13 protein-coding genes are annotated in these 21083 nt (G+C 66.0%); 4 read left to right on the forward strand and 9 right to left on the reverse strand.

The genetic code is table 11. The features are described 5' to 3' along the window. Window positions 1-20 precede the first annotated feature (20 nt). Window positions 21-2204 (reverse strand): type I secretion system permease/ATPase, encoded by a 2184-nt coding sequence (locus AC07M7_RS02050; protein WP_282568112.1) that lies wholly within the window; start codon window positions 2202-2204, stop codon window positions 21-23. A 213-nt stretch (window positions 2205-2417) separates the two neighbouring features. Here AC07M7_RS02050 and AC07M7_RS02055 point away from each other — a divergent pair, with 213 nt between their 5' ends. Continuing rightward, on the forward strand, window positions 2418-3449 hold the full coding sequence (locus AC07M7_RS02055) for a LacI family DNA-binding transcriptional regulator (RefSeq protein ID WP_495206633.1): 1032 nt from the start codon (window positions 2418-2420) through the stop codon (window positions 3447-3449). A gap of 96 nt (window positions 3450-3545) precedes the next feature. On the opposite strand, the gene AC07M7_RS02060 is transcribed toward AC07M7_RS02055, so the two are convergent. Continuing rightward, window positions 3546-5615, reverse strand: a complete 2070-nt coding sequence (locus tag AC07M7_RS02060) for a PAS domain-containing protein (RefSeq protein ID WP_495206634.1) — start codon at window positions 5613-5615, stop codon at window positions 3546-3548. Continuing rightward, entirely contained in the window at window positions 5605-7101 is a 1497-nt protein-coding gene (locus tag AC07M7_RS02065) for an ATPase domain-containing protein (RefSeq protein WP_046985701.1), read from the reverse strand. Before AC07M7_RS02065 ends, AC07M7_RS02060 begins: the two co-directional genes overlap by 11 nt. 274 nt (window positions 7102-7375) lie before the next feature. On the opposite strand from AC07M7_RS02065, the gene AC07M7_RS02070 reads away from it, so the two are divergent. Further along, window positions 7376-8278 (forward strand): ABC transporter ATP-binding protein, encoded by a 903-nt coding sequence (locus tag AC07M7_RS02070; protein WP_426354070.1) that lies wholly within the window; start codon window positions 7376-7378, stop codon window positions 8276-8278. Window positions 8279-8290: 12 nt separating this feature from the next. Beyond that, entirely contained in the window at window positions 8291-11875 is a 3585-nt protein-coding gene (locus tag AC07M7_RS02075) for an ABC transporter permease/M1 family aminopeptidase (protein WP_495206635.1), read from the forward strand. Window positions 11876-11951: 76 nt separating this feature from the next. On the opposite strand, the gene AC07M7_RS02080 is transcribed toward AC07M7_RS02075, so the two are convergent. From AC07M7_RS02080 to AC07M7_RS02105, 6 genes are all read right to left on the reverse strand, one after another. Beyond that, window positions 11952-12245, reverse strand: coding sequence for a hypothetical protein (locus tag AC07M7_RS02080; protein ID WP_253078465.1), 294 nt, complete (start codon window positions 12243-12245; stop codon window positions 11952-11954). Continuing rightward, window positions 12242-12706, reverse strand: a complete 465-nt coding sequence (locus AC07M7_RS02085) for a GNAT family N-acetyltransferase (protein ID WP_495206636.1) — start codon at window positions 12704-12706, stop codon at window positions 12242-12244. The genes AC07M7_RS02080 and AC07M7_RS02085 overlap by 4 nt, the downstream gene beginning before the upstream one ends. Window positions 12707-12815: 109 nt before the next feature. Continuing rightward, the gene (locus tag AC07M7_RS02090) at window positions 12816-13202 is read right to left on the reverse strand and encodes an SseB family protein (RefSeq protein WP_046985696.1); all 387 of its coding nucleotides are present in this window, start codon (window positions 13200-13202) and stop codon (window positions 12816-12818) included. Between the two features lie 141 nt (window positions 13203-13343). Continuing rightward, window positions 13344-15059: an alpha-amylase family glycosyl hydrolase gene (locus tag AC07M7_RS02095; protein ID WP_482997561.1), complete on the reverse strand. Its 1716-nt coding sequence runs from the start codon at window positions 15057-15059 to the stop codon at window positions 13344-13346. Beyond that, window positions 15059-16546, reverse strand: a complete 1488-nt coding sequence (locus tag AC07M7_RS02100; RefSeq protein WP_495206637.1) for an MFS transporter — start codon at window positions 16544-16546, stop codon at window positions 15059-15061. The genes AC07M7_RS02095 and AC07M7_RS02100 overlap by 1 nt, the downstream gene beginning before the upstream one ends. Next, entirely contained in the window at window positions 16543-18735 is a 2193-nt protein-coding gene (locus tag AC07M7_RS02105; RefSeq protein ID WP_495206638.1) for a glucosidase family protein, read from the reverse strand. Before AC07M7_RS02105 ends, AC07M7_RS02100 begins: the two co-directional genes overlap by 4 nt. Window positions 18736-18971: 236 nt before the next feature. Between AC07M7_RS02105 and AC07M7_RS02110 the strand changes: the two genes are divergently transcribed. Next, the gene (locus tag AC07M7_RS02110) at window positions 18972-21023 is read left to right on the forward strand and encodes a glycoside hydrolase family 97 protein (RefSeq protein ID WP_495206639.1); all 2052 of its coding nucleotides are present in this window, start codon (window positions 18972-18974) and stop codon (window positions 21021-21023) included. Window positions 21024-21083: the final 60 nt, after the last annotated feature.

Consider the following 21083-nt stretch of genomic DNA (forward strand, 5'->3'; position numbering starts at 1 on the left):
CTTGGCTGGGCGCGTGGTGGTCAGTTCAGCGGGGCCGCCACGGCGGGCAGGCCCATCTGTTTGGTGTAGAGCAGTGAGTAACGGCCTCCCGCGCGCAGCAGATCCTCGTGCGTGCCGGTCTCGGTGATGCGGCCACGTTCGAGGGTCACGATGCGGTTGGCCTGGCGTACCGCCGACAGACGATGCGCGATGATGATCACGGTGCGGCCGGCGGACATCCGCTTGAGGTTGTCCTGGATGACTTCCTCGCTCTCCGCATCCAGCGCCGAGGTCGCCTCGTCGAAGATCAGGATCTTCGGATCGATCGCCAATGCACGCGCGATTGCCAGACGCTGCCGTTGGCCGCCGGAGAGATTGCCTCCACGCTCGTCGATGCGTGTGTCGTAGGCCTCGGGCAGCTCCAGGATGAAATCGTGCGCACCAGCCAGCTTGGCCACTTCCACCACCCGGCTCATCGGCATCGCCGGGTCTGCCATGGCGATGTTCTCGCGCACGCTGCGGTTGAACAGCAGGTTTTCCTGCAGTACCACACCCACCTGCCGCCGCAGCCACGCCGGATCCACCATGGACAGATCGACACCATCCACCAGCACACGGCCACGCTCCGGGGTGTGCAGGCGCTGGATCAGCTTGGTCAGGGTCGACTTGCCGGACCCCGAGGGGCCGACCACGCCGAGGATCTCACCCGGAGCGATCTCCAGACTGACCGACGACAACACTTCCTGTCCCTCAGGCCGATAGCGGAACGACACATGCTCCAGCGCGATGCGGCCATCTACTGCCGGCAGGCTGGCACGCGAGGGTGAGCTGGCCGGTTCGGTAGGGGAGTTGAGGATGTCGCCCAGCCGCTCCACGGCAATGCGCGCCTGCTGGAAGTCCTGCGCCAACTGCGCCAGGCGCAGCACCGGTCCGGCAACCTGCCCGGCAAGCATGTTGAACGCCACCAGCTCGCCCACGGTCAGCTTGCCGTCAATCACCAGCCGCGCGCCGAAGAACAGCAGCGCCACCGTGGCCAGCTTGTGGATCAGCTGCACCGCCTGCGAACCCCAGTTGGCCAGCATGCTGGCGCGGAAGCTGGCCTGGATGTAGCCCGCCAGCTGCTTGTCCCAGCGGTTCTGCGCCTGCGGCTCGACCGCCAGCGCCTTGATGGTTTCCACACCGGTTACTGCTTCGACCAGGAACGACTGATTCTCGGCACCGCGCACGAACTTCTCATCCAGGCGGCGCCGCAGCATCGGCCCGACCACCATCACCACCACGGCGTACAACGGCAGCGTGATCAGCACGATCAACAGCAATGCAGGGCTGTACAGCCACATCACGGCCAGGAACACGATGGCAAAGAACAGGTCCAGCACCACGGTCTGCGCCGAAGATGTGAGGAACTCGCGGATGGTCTCCAGTTCGCGCACGCGCGCCACCGAATCACCGACACGGCGCGCCTGGAAGTAGGCCAGCGGCAGATGGGTGAGGTGCGAAAACAGCTTCGAGCCCAGCTCAGCATCCACACGGCTGGTCGTATGCGAGAACAGGTAAGTGCGCAGCCCGCCCATCACCACTTCAAACACCGAAACCACCAGCAGGCCCAGGGCGAGCACTTCCAGGGTGGTGATGCCCTTGTGCACCAGTACCTTGTCGATTACCACCTGGAAGAACAGCGGCGTGATCAGTGCCATCAACTGCAGGAAGAACGAGGCTACCAGCACGTCACGCAGCAGGCGGCGATACTTCACCAGGGCAGGAATGAACCAACCGACATCGAAGCGCCTCGCGGCGCCGGCCACGCTTTCACGCGTGGTCATCAGCAACAGGCGGCCATCGAACTCCTGCGAGAACTCGCCAAGGGACAGCGTGACCGGGCGTCCGTCGGCCGCCGCGTCGAAGCACAACACGTTCTCGGCGTCGGCCTTGAGCACGAGCGTATAGCGTCCGTCGGCCAGGCAGGCGATGGCGGGCAGCGGATGATCGCGCAGCGCGGTAACCCGCGCCTGTACCACGCGTGCCTTGACGTCCATCCGCTTGGCCAGGCGCAACAGATCCTGTGTATCGATACGGCCTTCGGGGTGGCCCAGCTGGTGCCGGAGCTGGTCGGGGTCGGCAGGCCGATCCAGAAACCCCAACAGGGCGACAAAGCACGCCAGCGCGCCTCCATCGTCCACGCACAGCGACTCCTGCAGATCGATCCCTGATCCGTTGCTGCCCACGTCAACTGCCTTGTTGTCCCCTGGTGCGCGGACTCTATGGCCATGCCATGGCAGCTGTCCATCTGCTGAATGCGCTTTTGTGCAAATCAGGTCAAAGTGACAAATTGGTCACATTTTTTAACATCAATCCCGTTCATTCAGACAGGAGCGCACCTGCAAGCAGGGGGCCGGCCTCATGGCATCATGATCGCTGCACGTTCCCTATCAGTTCCCATGACAATCAAAGGCAAAGCCACCTCCCTGGACATCGCCCACCTGGCCGGGGTCTCCCAGCCCACCGTGTCGCGGGCCCTGCGTGGCAGCCCGATGGTCAATGCCGAGACCCGCGAGCGCATCCTGCGCATCGCCCGCGAGCTGAACTACAAGGTCGACAAGAACGCCTCCAGCCTGCGCCTGCGCAATGCCGGCACGCTGGCCCTGCTGTTCTTCGAAGACCCGACCAACGACGACTCGCTGATCAACCCGTTCTTCCATTCGATGCTGGGCTCGATCACCCGCGCCTGCGCCCTGCACGGGCAGGACCTGCTGGTTTCGTTCCAGCAGCTGTCCACCGACTGGCAGGCAGATTACGAGGACAGCAACAAGGCCGACGGCATCATCCTGCTCGGCTACGGCGACTACCACGAATCGCGCGACCGCCTGCAACGGCTGGTCGAACAGGGTACGCACTTCGTGCGCTGGGGCGCCGCCCTGCCCGGCCAACCCGGCGTGTCGATCGGCAGCGACAATTTCCAGGGCGGGCACGACATCACCACCCACCTGCTGCAGCAGGGCTGCCGCCGCATCGCCTTCCTCGGCCATGCTTCCAGCCACTACCCCGAATTCCAGGAACGCTACCGCGGCCATGTCGCGGCCCTGCGGGAACACGGCCTGGCTGCCGAGGCGGCGCTGCAGCACGATGCGATCACCACCGAAGCCTCCGGCCAGGAGGCCTGCCAGGCACTGCTGGCGCGCGGCGAGCCGATCGATGCGATCTGCGCGGCCAGCGACCTGATCGCCATCGGCGCGATGCGGGCCCTGCGCGAAGCCGGCCTGCGGGTGCCGCAGGACGTGGCGGTGACCGGCTTCGACGACATCCCCTTGGCAGCATCGGTATCTCCCGCGCTGACCACCGTGCAGCAGGACACCAAGCAGGCCGGGCAACTGCTGGTGGAGCGCCTGCTGGCACTGATCGGCCGGCAGGCAGTGGACAGCCAGAGCATCCCGGTAAAGCTGGTGGTGCGGGAATCATCGCAGCGCGGGTAGTGTCGAGCTCGCTCGACAAGCGGATGCGACTCCCGTCGGGAAAGATCAGCCGAGCATGGATCGGCTCTGCACAAAAACAGTCGAGCAGGCCCGGCTCTACGGATTGCCGCCTGCCGTTTCAGGCATCGCGGTGCGAACCGCTGCGCTGAACTCGTCAAGCAGGAACGGCTTGGCGATCATCGCCATGCCCGCATCGAGGAAGGACGAGCGCTCCTGCGCCTTCTCCGCGTAGCCGGTCATGAACAGCACTGGCAAAGTCGGCCGCGAGTGACGGGCTATTTCGGCGAGCTGGCGGCCATTGAGCCCAGGCAGGCCGACGTCAGTGATCAACAGATCGATGCACTGGTCCGAAGTCAGGATCGGAAGCGCGGCGTCCGCATCGCCCACCACCTGGGCCTGGTACCCCAGGTCCTCGAGCACCACCGTGACCAGCATGCGCACCTGCTCATCATCCTCGACCACCAGGATCGACTGGCCAGCGCCGAGCCGGATGGCTTTGGCCTGAGCGGCCACCGCTTCGCTGGTCGCGGCCTCCACCAGTGGAATGAACAGGGAAATGGTGGTGCCCTCACCGAGGCGCGATTCGATCGCTATGTGACCACCGGACTGCTGCATGAAGCCATACACCATCGACATGCCCAGCCCGGTTCCCTTGCCGATGGGCTTGGTGGTGAAGAAAGGCTCGAATGCGCGCTCGACCACTTCCGGCGCCATGCCGGCGCCCGTGTCGGCGACTGCCACCACCGCATAGTGCCCTGCCGGCACTGCCGGATACTGGCCTGCATGCACATCTGCTTCCGCAGTGCGCAGGATCAGCTCGCCGCCATCAGGCATCGCGTCGCGTGCATTGATGGCCAGGTTCAGCACCGCACTTTCGAACTGGTTGGCATCCAGCGTGGCGTGCAGCGGCACCGGGCAGGTTTCGGTACGCAGCCGCACCGTTTCCCCGATCGTGCTGTGCAACAGGTGCTGCACCGATACCAGCAACGTGTTGATCTCCACCGGCCGCGCGTCCAGCGACTGCCTGCGCGAGAACGCGAGCAGGCGCTGGGTCAATGCGGCGGCACGCTGCGCCGAGGTGGTGGCCGTATCCAGGAAACGCTCCAGATCATCCACCCGCCCCATGTCCAGGCGCAGGCGCACGATGTCCAGCGCGGACAGGATGCCAGTCAGCATGTTGTTGAAATCGTGCGCGATGCCACCGGTCAACTGGCCGATCGCTTCCATCTTCTGCGACTGCCGCAGGGCGGCCTCGCTGGCCTCGCGTGCAGCCATCTGCGCTTCCAGCTCACGCGTGCGCTCGGCCACCATGGCCTCCAGTGCATGTGCGTGCTGCTGGCTGTTGCTCAGGGCCAGCTTGGCGGCGGTGATATCGGTAACGAAGACGTGGAATCCGTCCACCCGGCCCTCGGTATCGGTGCGCGGCGAGTAACGCACTTCGCAGTCGCGCCGGCCGCGTAGTGGATGCGGCCAGGTGATCTCGAAGAGCGCCGCTTGGCCATCCAGCGCGCGCTCCATCGCCGCCCTGCGCTGCTGCCATACGGATTCGCCGATCACCTCGCGAACGTGCCTGCCGATCACCTCGCCGGTGGCGAGATCGAACCAGGTCTCATAGGCTCGGTTGGCGAAACGGAAGCACATCGAACGATCAACAAAGGCGATCAGGACCGGCATCGCATCGGCGATCAGGCGCAACTCGGTTTCACTGCGGGACAGTGCGGCCCGCCCGTCCGCCAATGCCGCCATCTGATCACGCACGAGGAACTGCTTGTCACGGGCCCGCAGTGCGCCCTGGACGGCACTGATCAGGGACATGCTGCCAAGCGGCCGGTCCATCTCCACCACGTTGATCGAAGCTGGCAACAGTGCCTCGCGGGTGGAACGGCGGTACGACCGCGCCGAGCGCAGCAGGATGAATGGAATATCCGACCAGGCCGGTTGCTGCTGCAATGCAGGCAGCATACCGTCGGCACCGCGCACCAACGCTTCCTGGGTCACCACCACCAGGCCGGTGCGATCATCCAGATGCTCGGCCAGCTCCTCCAGGTTGCCGGCGATGCGCGTTGCCAGCCCTACCCCCTCCAGTACCGCGGCAATGCTGTCGGCATCGCGTCCGAAGGGCGCCACGATGCGGACGACCGTGCAGCCTTCGTCCCTATCGGACATCGGACTGGCCCAGCAGCGCTGCGCTGTCACCCACGAATTCGGGCGTGCCGGTCAGGATGCCCTGGAAGTCTGCCAATGGCGCACTGACGGTGATGCCACGCCCGTCGATCTTCAGCTCACGGATGGTGTCTTCGTGCGCACCGCCGCGGTTCTTGATTACCGAAACGGCTTTGCGGATGCGCCCCTTGGCCTCGAAGAAACGGAACAGCACCACCGCATCGGCGATGTAGGACACATTGAGGCTGCCGGTGGACATGGTGCCCACCAGGCCATGCTGCGGATTGATCAGGAACGTCGCTACGCCCTTCTGGTTGAGATAGGACAACATCTCGTGCAGCTGCAGCATCAGCTGCTTTTCCTGTGGCATTGCCGTGACATAGCCATTCAGGCTGTCGATCACCAGCACGCTGCAGTTGCGCTGCTCGACCGCCTTGCGCAGGTTCCAGGAAAACTCACCCGGCGACACCTCGGCCGGATCCATCTGCAGGATCTCCAGCAGGCCCGAGTGCAGATGCTTGTCCAGGTCGATGTCCAGTGCCGATGCACGCGCCAGCAAGGTACCAACCCGCTCGTCGAACTCGAAGATGCAGCAGCGTTCGCCACGTTCGCAGGCCGCCCACACGTACTGCAGGGCGACGTTGGTCTTGCCGCTGCCAGCGGGACCGGTCAACAGGGTCGAGGTTCCGCGCAGGGGGCCCCCGCCCAGCAGGCGATCGATCTCGTCGACGCCACTGCTCACCGGCGAACCCACGAACCGGTCGTGGTGCTCGGAGGCGATCAAGCGGGGGAAAATCTCGAGTCCTCCACGACGGATCACCATATCGTGGTAGCCCGCAATGAAATCCACGCCGCGCAGCTTCTGTACCTGCATGCGGCGCCGGGCCGGGCCGAAATCCAGGGTCAGGCGTTCCAGCGACAGCACGCCGTGGCACAGGCTGTGCAACTGCCCATCGCGCTCTTCGCCGGTAGAGGTCAGGTCATCGACCAGGATTACCGTAGCGCTCTTGGGCGCGAAGAACTGCTTCAACGCAAGGATCTGGCGCCGGTAGCGCAGAGAGTCCTGGGCCAGCAGGCGCAGTTCGGACAACGAATCGAACACCACGCGGGTGGGCCCGATGCTGTCCACCTTGGACATGATCAGATTGACCGTCTCGTCCAGCTCCATTTCCCACGAATGCAGCACCGACTGCAGGCGACCGTTGCCCATTGCGCCTTCAGCCGATCCCAGTTCGAACAGGTGCAGGCCATCCAGCGACCAGCCATGGGCAGCGGCGACTTCGCGCAGTTCCTCGGCGGTCTCGGACAACGTGATGTACAGGCAGCGTTCGCCGCGCCGCAGGCCTTCCAGCAGGAACTGAAGCGACAACGTGGTCTTGCCGGAACCCGGTGGCCCTTCCAGCAGATACAGCCGCGCCTGCGGAAGTCCGCCGCCAAGAATGCTGTCCAGTCCCTCTACTCCGGTAACAGTCCGCATGTACGCCTGCATGGCAATGGCCCTGAGAGGCGCAAAGACTATCGGTGCCCCTGTCGACGTCCTGTGTGATCCGGCCGACCTTCCCCAACGCATTCAGGAAGACTTCACAGGCTGGCCCCCTGCCGCCCTGGCGAAGCCCCACGCACTGGAAGCCGCCCCTGCCGCGCCCTTCAACGGTGGGGTGCCCTCACCTGCTACCCGCACGGCACCATGACCAACGGCGCATGACGCCAGCCCGGTTGCGGGTGATAAACAGCGCGATCACACACGGAAAGGTGTACGTCGCATGCTGAAGATAGATTCGCTGTCCAAGACGTACGCCAACGGCGTGCACGCTCTCAACAATGTCAGCCTGGACATCCCGCGCGGCATGTTCGGCCTGCTCGGGCCGAACGGCGCCGGCAAGTCTTCGCTGATGCGTACGCTGTCCACCCTGCAGGAGGCCGACAGCGGTTCGGCCATCCTCACCATTCCCGGCGAAGCGCCGATCGACGTACTGCGCGACAAGGACGCGGTGCGCCGCCGGCTGGGCTACCTGCCGCAGGATTTCGGCGTGTACCCGAAGGTCAGCGCGCTGGACCTGCTGGAACATTTCGCGGTGCTCAAGGGGCTGACCCAGCGCGCGCAGCGCCGCGAGGTGGTCGATGGTCTTCTGCAGCAGGTGAATCTGTGGGACGCGCGCAAGCGCAAGCTCGGCACGTACTCCGGCGGCATGCGCCAGCGCTTCGGCATTGCCCAGGCACTGCTCGGCGACCCGCGGCTGGTGATCGTCGACGAGCCCACCGCCGGCCTCGACCCCGAGGAACGCAATCGCTTCCTCAACCTGCTGGCAGCCATTGGCGAGAACGTGGCGGTGATCCTGTCCACCCACATCGTCGAGGACGTGACCGACCTGTGCCCCACCATGGCGATCATGAACAAGGGCCAGGTGCTGCTGACCGGGCGCCCCGCCGAAGCCATCGATGCTCTGCAGCAGCAGGTCTGGCGCAAGCAGGTCGATCCTTCGGAACTGGCCGACCATGAAGCACGCTACGTAGTGCTGTCGACCCGTCTGGTCGGTGGCCGCCCGGTGATCCACGTGCACAGTGCCAACGATCCCGGCGACGGCTTCGCGGCGGTGGCTCCCGACCTCGAGGACGTGTACTTCCAGCGCCTGCGCCTGCAGACCCGTGCCCGCGCGGCAGCCTGAGCGGAGCACGCCATGATCCTCAACTTTTTCCGCTTCGAGCTGCGCGAGCAGCTGCGTTCTCCCCTGCTGTGGCTGCTGGCCGGCCTGTTCGCCCTGCTCGCCTTCGCCGCTGCCTCCAGCGACGCCGTGCAGATCGGGGGCGGCAGCGGCAACGTACACAGCAACGCGCCCACCGTGATCGCGCAGATGCTGGGCATCTTCACCCTGCTCGGCATGCTGGTCACCGCCCTGTTCGTCAGCAACGCGCTGCTGCGTGACTTCGAGCTCGGCACAGCCGAGCTGATCTTCGCCAGCCCGGTGAAGCGCCGCGACTACCTGGCTGGGCGCATCGCTGCCGCCCTGGCCGCCGGCTTGCTGGTCTACATCGTGATTGCGTTTGGCCTGTGGCTGGCGCCGTTCATGCCGTGGATCGATCCCGAACGCATGGGCCCGATCAGCTGGCAGGGCTATGCCTGGACCTTCGCGGTCATCGTCATCCCGAACCTGTTGTTCACCACCGCACTGCTGTCGCTGCTGGCAGCGCTGACCCGTTCGATCCTGTGGGTGTACATCGGGCTGGTGGCCTACCTGGTGCTGTACGGCGCCAGCGCGGCCCTGCTGCGCGACATCGACAACACGTGGATCGCAGTGCTGAGCGAGCCGCTGGGCATGCGTGCGCTCAGCCGCACGATCCGCTACTGGTCCACCGCCGAACGCAACAGCGGAATTCCCGAGCTGGCCGGCTACCTGCTGGCCAACCGCGCTCTGTGGCTGGGTGTGGCCGCCGCGCTGTTCGCCGCTACCTTCGCACTGTTCCGCACCGAACGCAGCGGCAGTGGCCGTCGTCGATGGGGCCGCAGGCAGGCGCAGCCGGTTGCCGATGCCAGTGCGGTCCGCCCGACCCGTGCAACACTGCCGCGCGTGGTACCGGCGTTCACCGCCACCACGGCGTGGCAGCAGTTCCTGCGCCAGGTCCGCTTCGATACACGTGGCGTGTTGCGCAGCGTGCCGTTCATCGTGCTGCTGGTACTGGGCCTGGCCAACTTCCTGCCCAGCGCGCTGTTCCGGCAGACGCTGTACGGCACCTCGATCTGGCCGGTCACCTCGCAGATGATCATGGGCCTGCAGGGTGCCTTCAGCTGGCTGCTGGTGATCATCGTGCTGTTCTTCGCCGGTGAGCTGGTCTGGAAGGAACGCAGTGCGCGCATCAACGAAGTAACCGATGCCATGCCGGTGCCGAACTGGGTGCCGCTGCTGGCCAAGTTCACTGCCCTGCTGGCAGTGATCGTCTGCTTCCAGGCAGCCGGCGCGCTGGCCGCGATGAGCGTGCAGCTGGCCAAGGGCTACACCCACCTGGAGCCGCTGCTGTACCTGCGCAGCCTGGCACTGGATTCGGTGGTCTACATCCTGATGGGCGGCCTGGCGCTGGTGCTGCAGGTGCTGACAAACAACAAGTTCGTCGGCTACGCGCTGCTGATCGTGGTGATGATCGGCCAGGGTGTGCTGGGCCTGCTGGACTACACGCAGAACCTGTACAACTTCGGCAGCTGGCCCATCGCGCCCTATTCGGACATGAACGGCTACGGTCACTTCCTGCCGGGGCAACTGGCCTTCCAGGGTTACTGGGCGCTGTTCCTGCTGACCCTGATGTGCCTGGCCTCGGCGTTCTGGGTACGCGGTGTCAGCCAGGGCTTGCGCCAGCGCCTGGCCCTCGCCGGTCGTCGCCTGCGCGGTCCGACCGGCGCCTTTGCAGCGCTGGCGGCACTGGCCTTCATCGGTGTGGGCGGCTGGCTGTACTGGAGCACCAACATCCGCAACGAGTTCCTCTCGCCCGACCAGCAGCTGGACCTGCAGGCCCGCTACGAGCGTGAGTTGTCGAAGTACCGCACTCTGCCGCAGCCCCGCATCGTGGCGGTGGACAACCGCGTGGACCTGTTCCCGGAATCGCAGTCGATGGTGATCGATGCGAACTGGACGGTGCGCAATACCCACGCCACGCCGATCCAAGACGTGCACGTCTCGATGGGCGATGACAAGCAGCTGGTCGCGGTCGACCTGGGTGGGCAGACCCTGGCGATGCACGACGCTGACCTCGGCTACCGCATCTACCGCCTGGCCGCGCCACTGCAACCGGGTGAAAGCCGCAACGTCCACTTCCGGGTTGTGCAGAAACCCAACGGCATCACCGCCGGCCAGGCGCCGAGCAACATCGTCGACAACGGCACGTTCTTCAACAGCCGCGTACTGCCGTCGTTCGGCTACAACGAAGGCGCCGAGATCAGCGACCGCAACGAGCGGCGCAAGCGCGACCTGGGTGAGCCGCGGCGCATGCCCAAGCTGGAAGACGAAGCCGCGCGTGCCAACACCTACATCTCCAACGATGCCGACTGGCTCGACTTCCGTACCACGGTCTGCACGGCGCCGGACCAGGTGGCGCTTGCCCCGGGCTACCTGCAGCACGAGACCACGGTGAACGGCCGGCGTTGCTTCAGCTACGCGATGAACCGCCCGATGCTGAACTTCTACGCCTACCTGTCGGCACGCTGGGAGGTACGCAAGGCGAAGTACAAGGACATCCCGATCGAGGTCTACTTCGACCCGGCGCACGGCTACAACGTGGACCGGATGATCGAAGCGGTACAGAAATCGCTGGCCTACTACGAAGCGAACTTCACGCCCTACCAGCACCGGCAGGTGCGCATCATCGAGTTCCCGGGCTATGCCCGCTTCGCGCAGTCGTTCGCCAATACCATCCCCTACTCCGAGGCCATCGGCTTCATCGCCGACCTGCGTGACCCGGACAAGGTGGACTATGTGTTCTACGTGACTGCGCACGAGATCGCACACCAGTGGTGGGCGCACCAGGTGATCGGTGCCAATGTGCAGGGCGCCACGGTCCTGTCCGAGTCGCTGTCGCAGTATTCGGCGCTGATGGTGATGGAGCAGGAGTACGGCCGCCAGCACATGCGCCAGTTCCTCAAGCGCGAGCTGGACGGCTACCTGTCTGGCCGCGGTGGCGAGGCCATTGAGGAGCAGCCGCTGGAGCGCGTGGAAAACCAGCAGTACATCCACTACCAGAAGGGTTCGCTGGTGTTCTACCGGCTGCGCGAGGAGATCGGCGAGCAGGCCCTGAACCGCGCCCTGAAGCGCTTCCTGCAGGACAAGGGCTACCAGCAACCCCCGTACACCACCTCACGCGAACTGCTGGGCTACATCCGTGCCGAGACCCCGGCTGATCGCCAGCAGCTGGTCACCGACCTGTTCGAGAAGATCAGCTTCTATGACAACCGGGTGCTGGCCGCCGGCGCGCGCAAGCGCGATGACGGCCGCTACGACGTGACCCTGGACCTGCACGCCGCAAAGCAGTACGCCGATGGCAAGGGCAAGGAGAGCGACGGGAAGATGGATGACTGGGTCGAGATCGGCGTGTTTGCCAACGGGCCTTCGGGCAAGGAACGCGACCAGAAGGTGCTGTATCTGCAGCGCCACCACATCACCAGCGCCGCGCCGAAGATCACGGTGACCGTGGATGAAAAGCCGGATGAAGCGGGCTTCGATCCGTACAACAAGCTGATCGACCGGGTGAGCGATGACAACCGGCGCAAGGTGACGCTGTGAAGTAATGGAGCGCCGGTGGTTGCGTCGGCGCTCCGCATGGCGCATGTAGTGCCGAGCCATGCTCGGCACAGCGCTTTCAGCGCACCGTGGCCTTCGGCCCCAGCAACGCAAGCAGCACATAGACCACGATCGAAGCGACGGTGCCGAGCACCGCCGGTACCCCGAAGGCCCAGGCCGAACGGCCCTGCTGGCGCGCCCACTGCGCCAGATGCCACGCCGCGCCCAGGTTGATCAGCCAGGCGATGACGAACACCGGCCACTGCACCATGCCTACCGCGCGCAGCACGGGCATGGACACCAGCGCGACGACGATGGCTGTGATCAGGAAGATCAGGGCCGACCGGGAATGGCGAGGTGCGGGGGCATTCATGCAGCCACCCTGCGCACCATCACCAGCACGCGATGGCCATGGCTGTCAGCTTCCTGCAGGGGCTTCCAGCCCAACCGAGCGTACAGGCCGCCATCCAGCGCTTCGGTCTGCAGATACAGATCGGAAACGCCCATCCGCACCGCCTGCGCCGCGGCCTGTTCCACCAGCGCGCCAGCCAGCCCACGCCCGCGATGACTATCGGCCACGAACACGCTGCCCAGCCAATGCTCGTATTGCGGGAAAGCCGGCATCTCCCTGCGCTTGAGCTGCACCGCGCCGACCACCTGACTGTCATCGAAGGCGGCGGTCAGGTGCGGAAAGCCTTCGGCATCCTGCGGCGGATTCAGCCGCTCCAGTTCCTGTTCAAGCGACAGACCGGCGTCCTGGCCCCATTCCGCGTGGTACCACCGGGCCAACTGCTGCCGTTCCGGTGCGTCGGCGGTTAATACTCTGAATTCCATGGCAATGCCTCTATCCCAATGTCATCCAAGGGGATCACGGACGGCGCTCGAAGGGAAGCCTTCTGCAGCGTCGAGCCATGCTCGACTCTGCAAACAGCACGGCGACGGCTCAGCCCTGGGCGAAGTCCTTCAGGATCTCGCCAACGCCACTGGGCGAGATCTCGAAGCCCAGAGGCGTACCCGGGTTGATCACGACACCGTAGCCGCTGGGCACCCGGCGCAGCACGTCCAGCGTCAGCCAGCGGATCTGGTGTTCGGCCTGCTGGCTGTAGATGCCCACCCGCGACGGATCAGTGAACACGGCCACATGCAGGGTGCCCTGCTTGTCGAACAGCAGCGGGTCGAAGCCACTGCCGTCAGGGGTGATCAGGCTGCCGGTCAGCAGCACCACCTCGGAGGCGACGAAGGCCGCCATGAAGGCGCGGATCGGCACCGCCCCGTCCATCGCCGCCTTCAGCAGGGTTTCAATCGGGGTCTGCGGGGCGAGGTCGGTCATGGCGATACGGCGGGGCGTGAGGGGCGCCTATTGTAGAGTCGAGCTTGCTCTACTGCTCGAAAAGCGTGCCAACCAAGGTTGGCACCCACCAGAGCGGTAGGCAGGTGCCAGGAATCCGGGGTTGCCGGCCAGCGGCCGGCACTACCGCCCCAGCCGCAGGTCCCGAGCCTGCTGGTCGGCCATCGCCTTGTCCAGCTCGGCCTGCAGCGCCGGCTGCTGCACGGCGGCATCCAGCACGTAGACCTTCACCCCGTGCGCCGGCACTTCCGCCTTCAGCGAGCCGTCCACCCGCAATGAACCGCCCTCCAGCGCGTCGCGCCAGTGGCCGTTCTGGACGAAACGCGCCACGGTGAAGGTCCTCGCCTGGTCACCTTTGTTCAGCAGCACCAGCGCGGTCTGCGCCACGTCGCCGTGCTGCAGCACGCGGAAGAACGCCGCCTCGTCACCCTGCAGGCGCTCGTTCACCTGCAGGCCGCGCTGCAGCGCCGGGGTGGCTGCGCGCAGCCTGGCGATGCGCTGCAGCGGCGCGAAGATCGGGCTCTGCGGCGCAGCGTCCACACGCGGCTGGCCGAAGTAGGCACGATTGCCGGCATGCTCGGCGCGACCCCGCATGAAGCCGGTTTCCGAGCCGTAATAGACCACCGGAATGCCACGCGCGGTGAACAGCCAGTTGTGCGCATCGATGAAGCCACTGTCGCTGGCCTGCAGGCGCGGCATGTCGTGGTTGTCGTAGAAGCTCATCAGCTCGTACGGATTGGCGTACGGGCCACCGCTCAGGTGCAGCGGCTCGGCCAGGGTTTCAAAGCCCTTGCCGGCCGTGCCGAAAGCCTGTTCCAGCGCACCGCGCAACGGGAAATCGAGCACGCTGACGTTGGCGTTGGCCGGCCAGGTGTGCTCGGCAATGCGCGCGGCATCGTAATCGAACGCTTCGCCGAACATGAACATGCCCGGGTGCTCGGCGCGGATGCGTTTGACGAAGGCATGCCACCACGGGTGCGGCAACCAGCCGATGGTGTCGATGCGCAATGCATCCACGCCCTGCGCGGTCCACTGCAGGTAGGCACCCACCAGGTAGTCCATCACCGCCGGATTGTCCTGGTTGAAATCGGACAGCTCGGCGAGGTTGCCGTCGAAGATCGAGCCGTTCTTGCCGTCGACCGGACCGATGTTGTTGTAGAACGCGTGCAGCGGGTTGTGCTTCGGATCCAGCTTCTGCGGTGGCAGGTTCTGGTGGTCGGCGATCAGCGTTCCGTCCTTGTCGAAGATCTGGCCGAACTGCGGCTGCCGCATCGGCATGGTCCAGGCCGGCGAACCGTGGTTGCCGACGATGTCCAGCACAACCTTCAGGCCAGCACCGTGCAGGCCTTTGGTCAGCCCGGCGAAGTCCAGGTCCTTGCTGGACAGGTGCTCATCAAGTTTGTAGAAGTTGATGCCCCAGTAGCCGTGGTAGCCGGTTTTTCCGCGATCGGTCAGCGTGCTGGTGCAGCTGATCGGCTTGCTGCCGGTGAACGCCTCGTCCGGGTTGTCGACGATGGGGGTGATCCACACCGCACCGAAGCCAAGGTTGCGGATGTACTGCGCATTGTCGAGCACGCCGCGGAAGTCGCCGCCGAGATAGCCGATGTTGCCGTCCACCTTGTCCGGACACGGCACCGGGATATCGAAGGTGCGATGCGTGCCGCCCTGGTCGCGATGGTCGTTGGACGGGTCGCCGTTGACGAAGCGGTCGGTAACCACGAAGTACACCGCGTCGCTGGCGAACGGTTCGGTGGTACCGACATAGGACGGACGTGGCGCAGCCGCAGCGTGGCCAGCGAACAGCACAAGGGATACAGCAACAGACAGAGCACCACGCATCACACCACCTCCGGACGGGATGGAACCCGCAACACGCACAGACCGGCAATCAACAGACTGCAGCCACCCAGCACCAGTACATGCATCGGCTGGCCACCCAACCATGCGCGCAGGGCGAAACCGAGCGCGCTGGCCGCGACCAGCTGCGGGATCACGATGAAGAAATTGAAGATGCCCATGTACACACCCATCTTCGCCGCCGGCACGCTGTCCGACAGCAGCGCATAGGGCAGCGACAGGATCGAGGCCCAGGCAAAGCCGACGCCGACCATCGACAGCAGCAGCCACTGCGGATCGTCGATGAACATCATCGAGATCAGCCCTGCCCCGCCCAGCCACAGGTTGACCAGGTGGCTCCACCGCAGGCCGATCGCCCGCACCATCGGCGGGATCAGCAGCGCAGCCAGTGCAGCGAAGCCGTTGTAGGCACCAAACAGCACGCCCACCCAGTTGGCGCCTTCGTTGTAGGCCGCCGATTCGACGTCGGTGGAACCGAAATGCATGCCAGCCACCGCGCGCGTGGTGAAGATCCACATCGCGAACAGGGCGAACCACGAGAAGAACTGCACCCAGGCCAGACGGCGCATGGTGACCGGCATCGCGCGCAGGTCACCGACGATGGCTGCCAGCATGTGCGTGCCCGGCAGTACCCGCGCCGCCGCCAGCAGTGCGCCGTAGCCCGCGCACAGGCCCGCCAGCACGTATAGCATCTTGTCGCCCTGCCGCCAGGCGATCAGCAGCGCCAGCACCACGCCGAGCCCCAGCCACAGCGCCATCTGCGTCCACGGCGCCGGGCCACTGATGGCAGTCCCCGCGTGGTGCGCCGGCGGCTCGGCATCATCAAAGCCAGCCAGCTCCGTCGGTGAGTACTCGCGGGTGCTGACCACCGTCCAGGTGATCGCCGCCAGCAGCACCACTGCACCGAAGTAGAACGCATAGCGCACGGTATCGGGCACTTCTCCGGCAGCTGCGGTATTGGCCACACCAAAATGGGCGAGGATGAACGGCAGGAAGCTGGCAACGATGGCACCGATACCGATGAAAAAGCTCTGCATCGCGTAGCCGACCGGTCGCTGGCGCGGTGCCAGCTGGTCACCGACGAAGGCGCGGAACGGTTCCATCGACACATTGATCGAGGCGTCCAGCACCCACAGCGTGCCAGCGGCAATCCACAGCGTTGGCGAGTTCGGCATCACCAGCAGGGCCAGTGTGGTCAGCACCGCGCCGATCATGAAGAACGGACGGCGGCGGCCCCAGCGCGTCCAGGTGCGGTCGGACAGGTAGCCGATCACCGGCTGCACCAGCAGGCCGGTCAACGGCGCAGCGATCCACAGCCCCGGCACCGCGTCCATGTCCGCGCCCAGGGTCTCGAAGATGCGGCTGGCATTGGCGTTCTGCAGGGCGAAGCCGAACTGGATGCCGAGGAAACCGAAACACATGTTCCAGATCTGCCAGAACGACAGCTGCGGTTTGGCGGGACGACTCATCGTGCGCCCTCTTCCATCGCCACCGGCGCCACCTTCAGCGCCTGCACCTGGGCCTGGTTGAGCACACCATCACGCCCGCCCTTGCCGCCGGTGTAGTGCGCGAAGTGCTGCAGCGCGCTCATGTTGAAGCCCTCTTCAAGCGTGACCGTGCACCGCCCCTTGGGCACCGCGAACGTTGCCGAGGTCGAATCCTGCACCGCTACGCTGTGCGGCAGGGTGACCGTATGCCGCTGCAGCGGCTGGCCCGGGCACTGCAGCACCAACTGCTTCACCGCTGCGGTCACGCCGGTGTTGATCGGCCCGTTCGCGTTGCGGTACTGCAGGCGCAGGCGCACCTGCCCGGCCTGGGCCGCGGTGAACTGCCAGCGTCCCTCGCCCTTCAGCACCTGCTGCGGACCGACGCAGAGCATCGGGCTGTGCAGTGATTCCAATGCACCCTCGCGCCGGGTCAGGCTGAAGCAGTGCTGCAGGCCATCGTCGCTGATGTGCACCTGGCCATTGCTGGCGGCGACGGCCCTGCCGTCCTTCCACAGAACCTGCCCAGTCGTGACCGGCACGCTCCAGCCAGCGCCATTGCGTATGGCCTGCGGTGCGGTCGGCGTGGCCGGCGCACGCGCATTGGCGTCGGCGGTTGTGCCACCGAAGCCGGTCGCGGACGGGGCAGCCATCAGCTGCACCGTGGTCGTGTTGCCTTGGGTCAGCGTCCTGCCCGCCACCAGCAGGCCATCACCCAGCTGCTGCGGGCGCTCCAGCACGTAGTGCTTGCCACCGGCGTCCAGGCTGATGCGACGCTGCGTGCCGAACAGCTCCGGCACCAGCACGGCCGGCAGCTTGGGCCGCACGTGGCCATCGTCCTGCACGCCAAACACACCTTCGAGCACCATCGACAGATAGCCGGCCACCGACCACAGCTGGCGTTCGGAGTTGACCACCGGGCCGCTCAGCCCCCCTTCCTCGACATGCACGGCCTGGCTGACCAGCTCGTAGTTCTCCATGTTGGAACCGGCGAGCGCTGCGCCCTGCATCAACGAGCGGATCTCGGCGGCGATGCGTGGTGCATCATCCAGTTGCCGCGCCGCACGCAGAGAGTACGCGCTGACGAACGGCCAGATCGCGCGATTGTGGTAGATCGGCTGCTGCGCCTCCTGCGGCCAGACCACCGGGCTGCCGGCCGGCCCCACCGGGTAGGCCGCCAGCGCACGGCGCGCACGCTCGCCCGGCAACACCTCGGCGAGGATGCCCAGCGACAGGCCGAGCAGATCAACCTTGGCATAGGGCACCGGGTGCGCGGCTTCACCGATGTAGCTCATGTACTGGCCCATGTCCTCGCGCCAGAAGCGCGCATCGATCTGCTGCGCCAACGCATCGGCCCACGCCTTGTAGTCTGCCGCTCGGCCATCGCCATGCTGGCCGGCCAGGCGTTCGGCCAGGCGCAGCGCCTGGTAGTGCAGCACGTTGGTGGACAGCGCATAGGAGTCGCCGATGAAGCGCACGTCCTCGCGGGTCCAGTCCGGATAGGTCTGCTCACGCCAGTCAAGGAACGAGGTCTCGCCGCGATACAGGCCCATCTGCGCGTCGAACACCATCGCGCGGTCCTGCGCCAGCGTACCCTGCAGCGCTTGCCAGACCTGGTCGGCAAACGCGCGATCATCCAGCAGGTGGCGCGCCGCCAGGAACCACACCACGCGGTCGCTGCTGATCGGCCAGCTGCCGCCGGAACCGGTGTCCTGCGCGACGAACAGGCCGGGCGTGTGCCCATCGCGCGCCGCCGACAGCTTGAACTGCAGCGACTGCCGCGTGCGCTGCGGGTCCAGCCGCGCCAGCGCCAGATCGGCGGCGAAGCTGACATCACGGGTCCACACATAGGGCCAGCGCGCACCAGTCTGGAAGCACTCGCACGGCACCGGCCTGCCCTCATCGAATGCAGGATCGCGGATCGCATCCACGCGGTCCTGGTCCATCTCCTGCTGGGCCAGCGCGAACAACGCATCGAACATCACGCTGCCGGTCTGGCTGCGCATCAGCATGGGCGCAATGCGCACCTCACCCTTGGGCGCGTGCAGCACGAAGCTGCCGTTGGCAGCGGCTTCGGCGCGCGCATGGCGGCCGTCGAATTGCAGGTCGGCCGCCTGCGCGGTCGATCCCAGCGCTGCCCCCAGGGCAGCGGTCAGGCAAATGATCTTCAGCATCGAAGCGGCGGACCGGCTTGCGCCCGTCGGCCTCCCTCCCTCTCTGCACCGTTGTGGGTCCGCACTGCCGTTGCCGGCGTGCGGGCGCGGCCCCTCCCTCAAGGTGCCTTGGCCCCATGGTAGACGCGGGGCTGTCGGCTGCGTCCAGCTGCATACGTATTCATGGCGTTGCGCGGTAGCGGGCCTGCCGTGCTGGCTTATGGTCCCGGTCTGCCAACGGCGCCTTGGGAGGGGAAATGCCGATGTCACCCACTGCTGTACGCGCGGTGTTCGCGCATGTGCTCGGACTGGCCCTGCTGGGCCTGGCCGCGCTGGCACATGCCGCGCCGCAGGTGGCCAGCGTCGAATCACCGGGAAAGGTGCTCAAGGTCAGTCTGGTGCTGGACGGTGGCACCGCGCGCTATCGCGTCGAGCGCTTCGGTGAGGTCGTGGTGGAGGATTCGAAGCTTGGCTTCGCCCTGCGCGACGGCCGGCTGGACCGTGATTTCGCACTGCTCGGCCAGCAGCGGCGCAGCCTCGATGACACCTGGGAGCAGCCTTGGGGCGAACGCCGGGCCACCCGCAACCACTTCAACGAGCTGACCGTGCAGCTGGCCGAGACCACCGGCAGCAAGCGCCGGCTGGATGTGGTGTTCCGCGTGTACGACGATGGCCTCGGCTTCCGCTACGTATTCCCCGAGCAGCCGAACCTGCGCGAGGCGACCATCGATGACGAGCTGACCGAGTTCGCCATCGCACAGGATTCCACCGCGTGGTGGATCCCTGCCGGGGAACCGATCCACTATGAATACCTGTACCAGCGCACGCCGTTGAACGAGGTACCGCTGGTGCACACGCCGATGACCCTGCGCAGCCACGACGGCCTGCACGTGGCCATCCATGAGGCGGCACTGGTCGACTACGCGGGCATGTGGCTGCGCCGCACCGAGGGCCAGCGCCTGCGCGCCCAGCTTTCGCCCTCGGCCGAAGGCTGGAAGGTGCGCCGCGGCCTGCCCTTCGCCACACCGTGGCGCACCCTGCAGATCACCGACCGTGCAGGTGGCCTGGTCGAGTCGGACCTGATCCTCAACCTCAATGAGCCCAATGCGCTGGGCGACGTGAGCTGGGTGAAGCCGGCCAAGTATCTGGGCGTGTGGTGGTCGATGCACCTGGACAACGAGAGCTGGGCGACCGGCCCGAAGCATGCCGCCACCACCGCCAAGACGAAGAAGGTGATCGACTTCGCCGCCGCACACGGCTTCCGCGGCGTGCTGGTGGAAGGCTGGAATCCCGGCTGGGACGGTATGTGGGTGGGCAACGGCTACGACTTCGACTTCACCCGCGCCACGCCCGATTTCGATATCGAGGCGCTGTCCGCCTACGGCCTGAAGAAGGGCGTGCACCTGATCGGCCACCACGAAACCGGCTGCGCCATCGAGCACTACGAGGACCAGCTGGGCGCCGCGCTGGACCTGTATGCGCGGCTGGGCATTGACCAGTTCAAGACCGGCTACGTCTGCGATGACGGCCAGATCGACCGCCGCAATCCGTCCGGCGGCCCGCTGTGGCGCGAGTGGCACGACGGCCAGTTCATGGCCCGCCACCATCTGAAGGTGGTGCAGGAAGCCGCACAGCGGCACCTGTCGGTGAACCCGCACGAGCCGATCAAGGACACCGGCCTGCGCCGCACCTACCCGAACTGGATCTCGCGCGAAGGCGCGCGCGGCATGGAGTACAACGCCTGGGGCCAGCCACCGAATCCGCCGGAACACGAGGTCAACCTGGTGTTCACCCGTATGCTGGCCGGGCCGATGGATTACACCCCCGGCGTCCTCAGCCTGAAGGGCCGCCACGGCCAGGCCATTCCCAGCACGCTGGCCCGTCAATTGGCCCTGTACGTGGTGCTGTACAGCCCGATCCAGATGGCCGCCGACCTGCCCGAGCACTACCTGCAGCACCGCGAGGCGTTCCGCTTCATCGAGGACGTGGCAGTGGACTGGGAGCAGAGCCGCGTGCTCGATGGCGAAGTGGGCGACTACGTGACGATCGTGCGCCGCGACCGCAACAGCCGTGAGTGGTTCCTCGGCAGCATCACCGACGAGCACGGCCGCGTGCTGCCGGTATCGCTGGGCTTCCTGGAACCGGGCGTGCGCTACCGCGCCGAAATCCACCGCGATGGCGACGGCGCTGATTTCCGCAGCAATCCGTTCGCGTTCAAGCGCGAAACACGCGAGGTGACCAGCGCCGATGCACTGACCCTGGTGCTGGCGCCGGGCGGTGGCCAGGCGATCCGGTTCACGCCGCTCTGAATGGAACGCTAGTGCCGGCCAGCGGCCGGCATTACCGCGAACAGGACCTGAAAGCGATTA

It is taken from the genome of Stenotrophomonas sp. GW821-FHT09E08 (assembly GCF_059416125.1).

Coding starts and splice junctions, on each gene's coding strand:
- AC07M7_RS02055 (WP_495206633.1), top strand. CDS start 2,418: ATGACAATCAAAGGCAAAGCCACCTCCCTGGACATCGCCCACCTGGCC.
- AC07M7_RS02060 (WP_495206634.1), bottom strand. CDS start 5,615: ATGTCCGATAGGGACGAAGGCTGCACGGTCGTCCGCATCGTGGCGCCC.
- AC07M7_RS02065 (WP_046985701.1), bottom strand. CDS start 7,101: ATGCAGGCGTACATGCGGACTGTTACCGGAGTAGAGGGACTGGACAGC.
- AC07M7_RS02070 (WP_426354070.1), top strand. CDS start 7,376: ATGCTGAAGATAGATTCGCTGTCCAAGACGTACGCCAACGGCGTGCAC.
- AC07M7_RS02075 (WP_495206635.1), top strand. CDS start 8,291: ATGATCCTCAACTTTTTCCGCTTCGAGCTGCGCGAGCAGCTGCGTTCT.
- AC07M7_RS02080 (WP_253078465.1), bottom strand. CDS start 12,245: ATGAATGCCCCCGCACCTCGCCATTCCCGGTCGGCCCTGATCTTCCTG.
- AC07M7_RS02085 (WP_495206636.1), bottom strand. CDS start 12,706: ATGGAATTCAGAGTATTAACCGCCGACGCACCGGAACGGCAGCAGTTG.
- AC07M7_RS02090 (WP_046985696.1), bottom strand. CDS start 13,202: ATGACCGACCTCGCCCCGCAGACCCCGATTGAAACCCTGCTGAAGGCG.
- AC07M7_RS02095 (WP_482997561.1), bottom strand. CDS start 15,059: ATGCGTGGTGCTCTGTCTGTTGCTGTATCCCTTGTGCTGTTCGCTGGC.
- AC07M7_RS02100 (WP_495206637.1), bottom strand. CDS start 16,546: ATGAGTCGTCCCGCCAAACCGCAGCTGTCGTTCTGGCAGATCTGGAAC.
- AC07M7_RS02105 (WP_495206638.1), bottom strand. CDS start 18,735: ATGCTGAAGATCATTTGCCTGACCGCTGCCCTGGGGGCAGCGCTGGGA.
- AC07M7_RS02110 (WP_495206639.1), top strand. CDS start 18,972: ATGCCGATGTCACCCACTGCTGTACGCGCGGTGTTCGCGCATGTGCTC.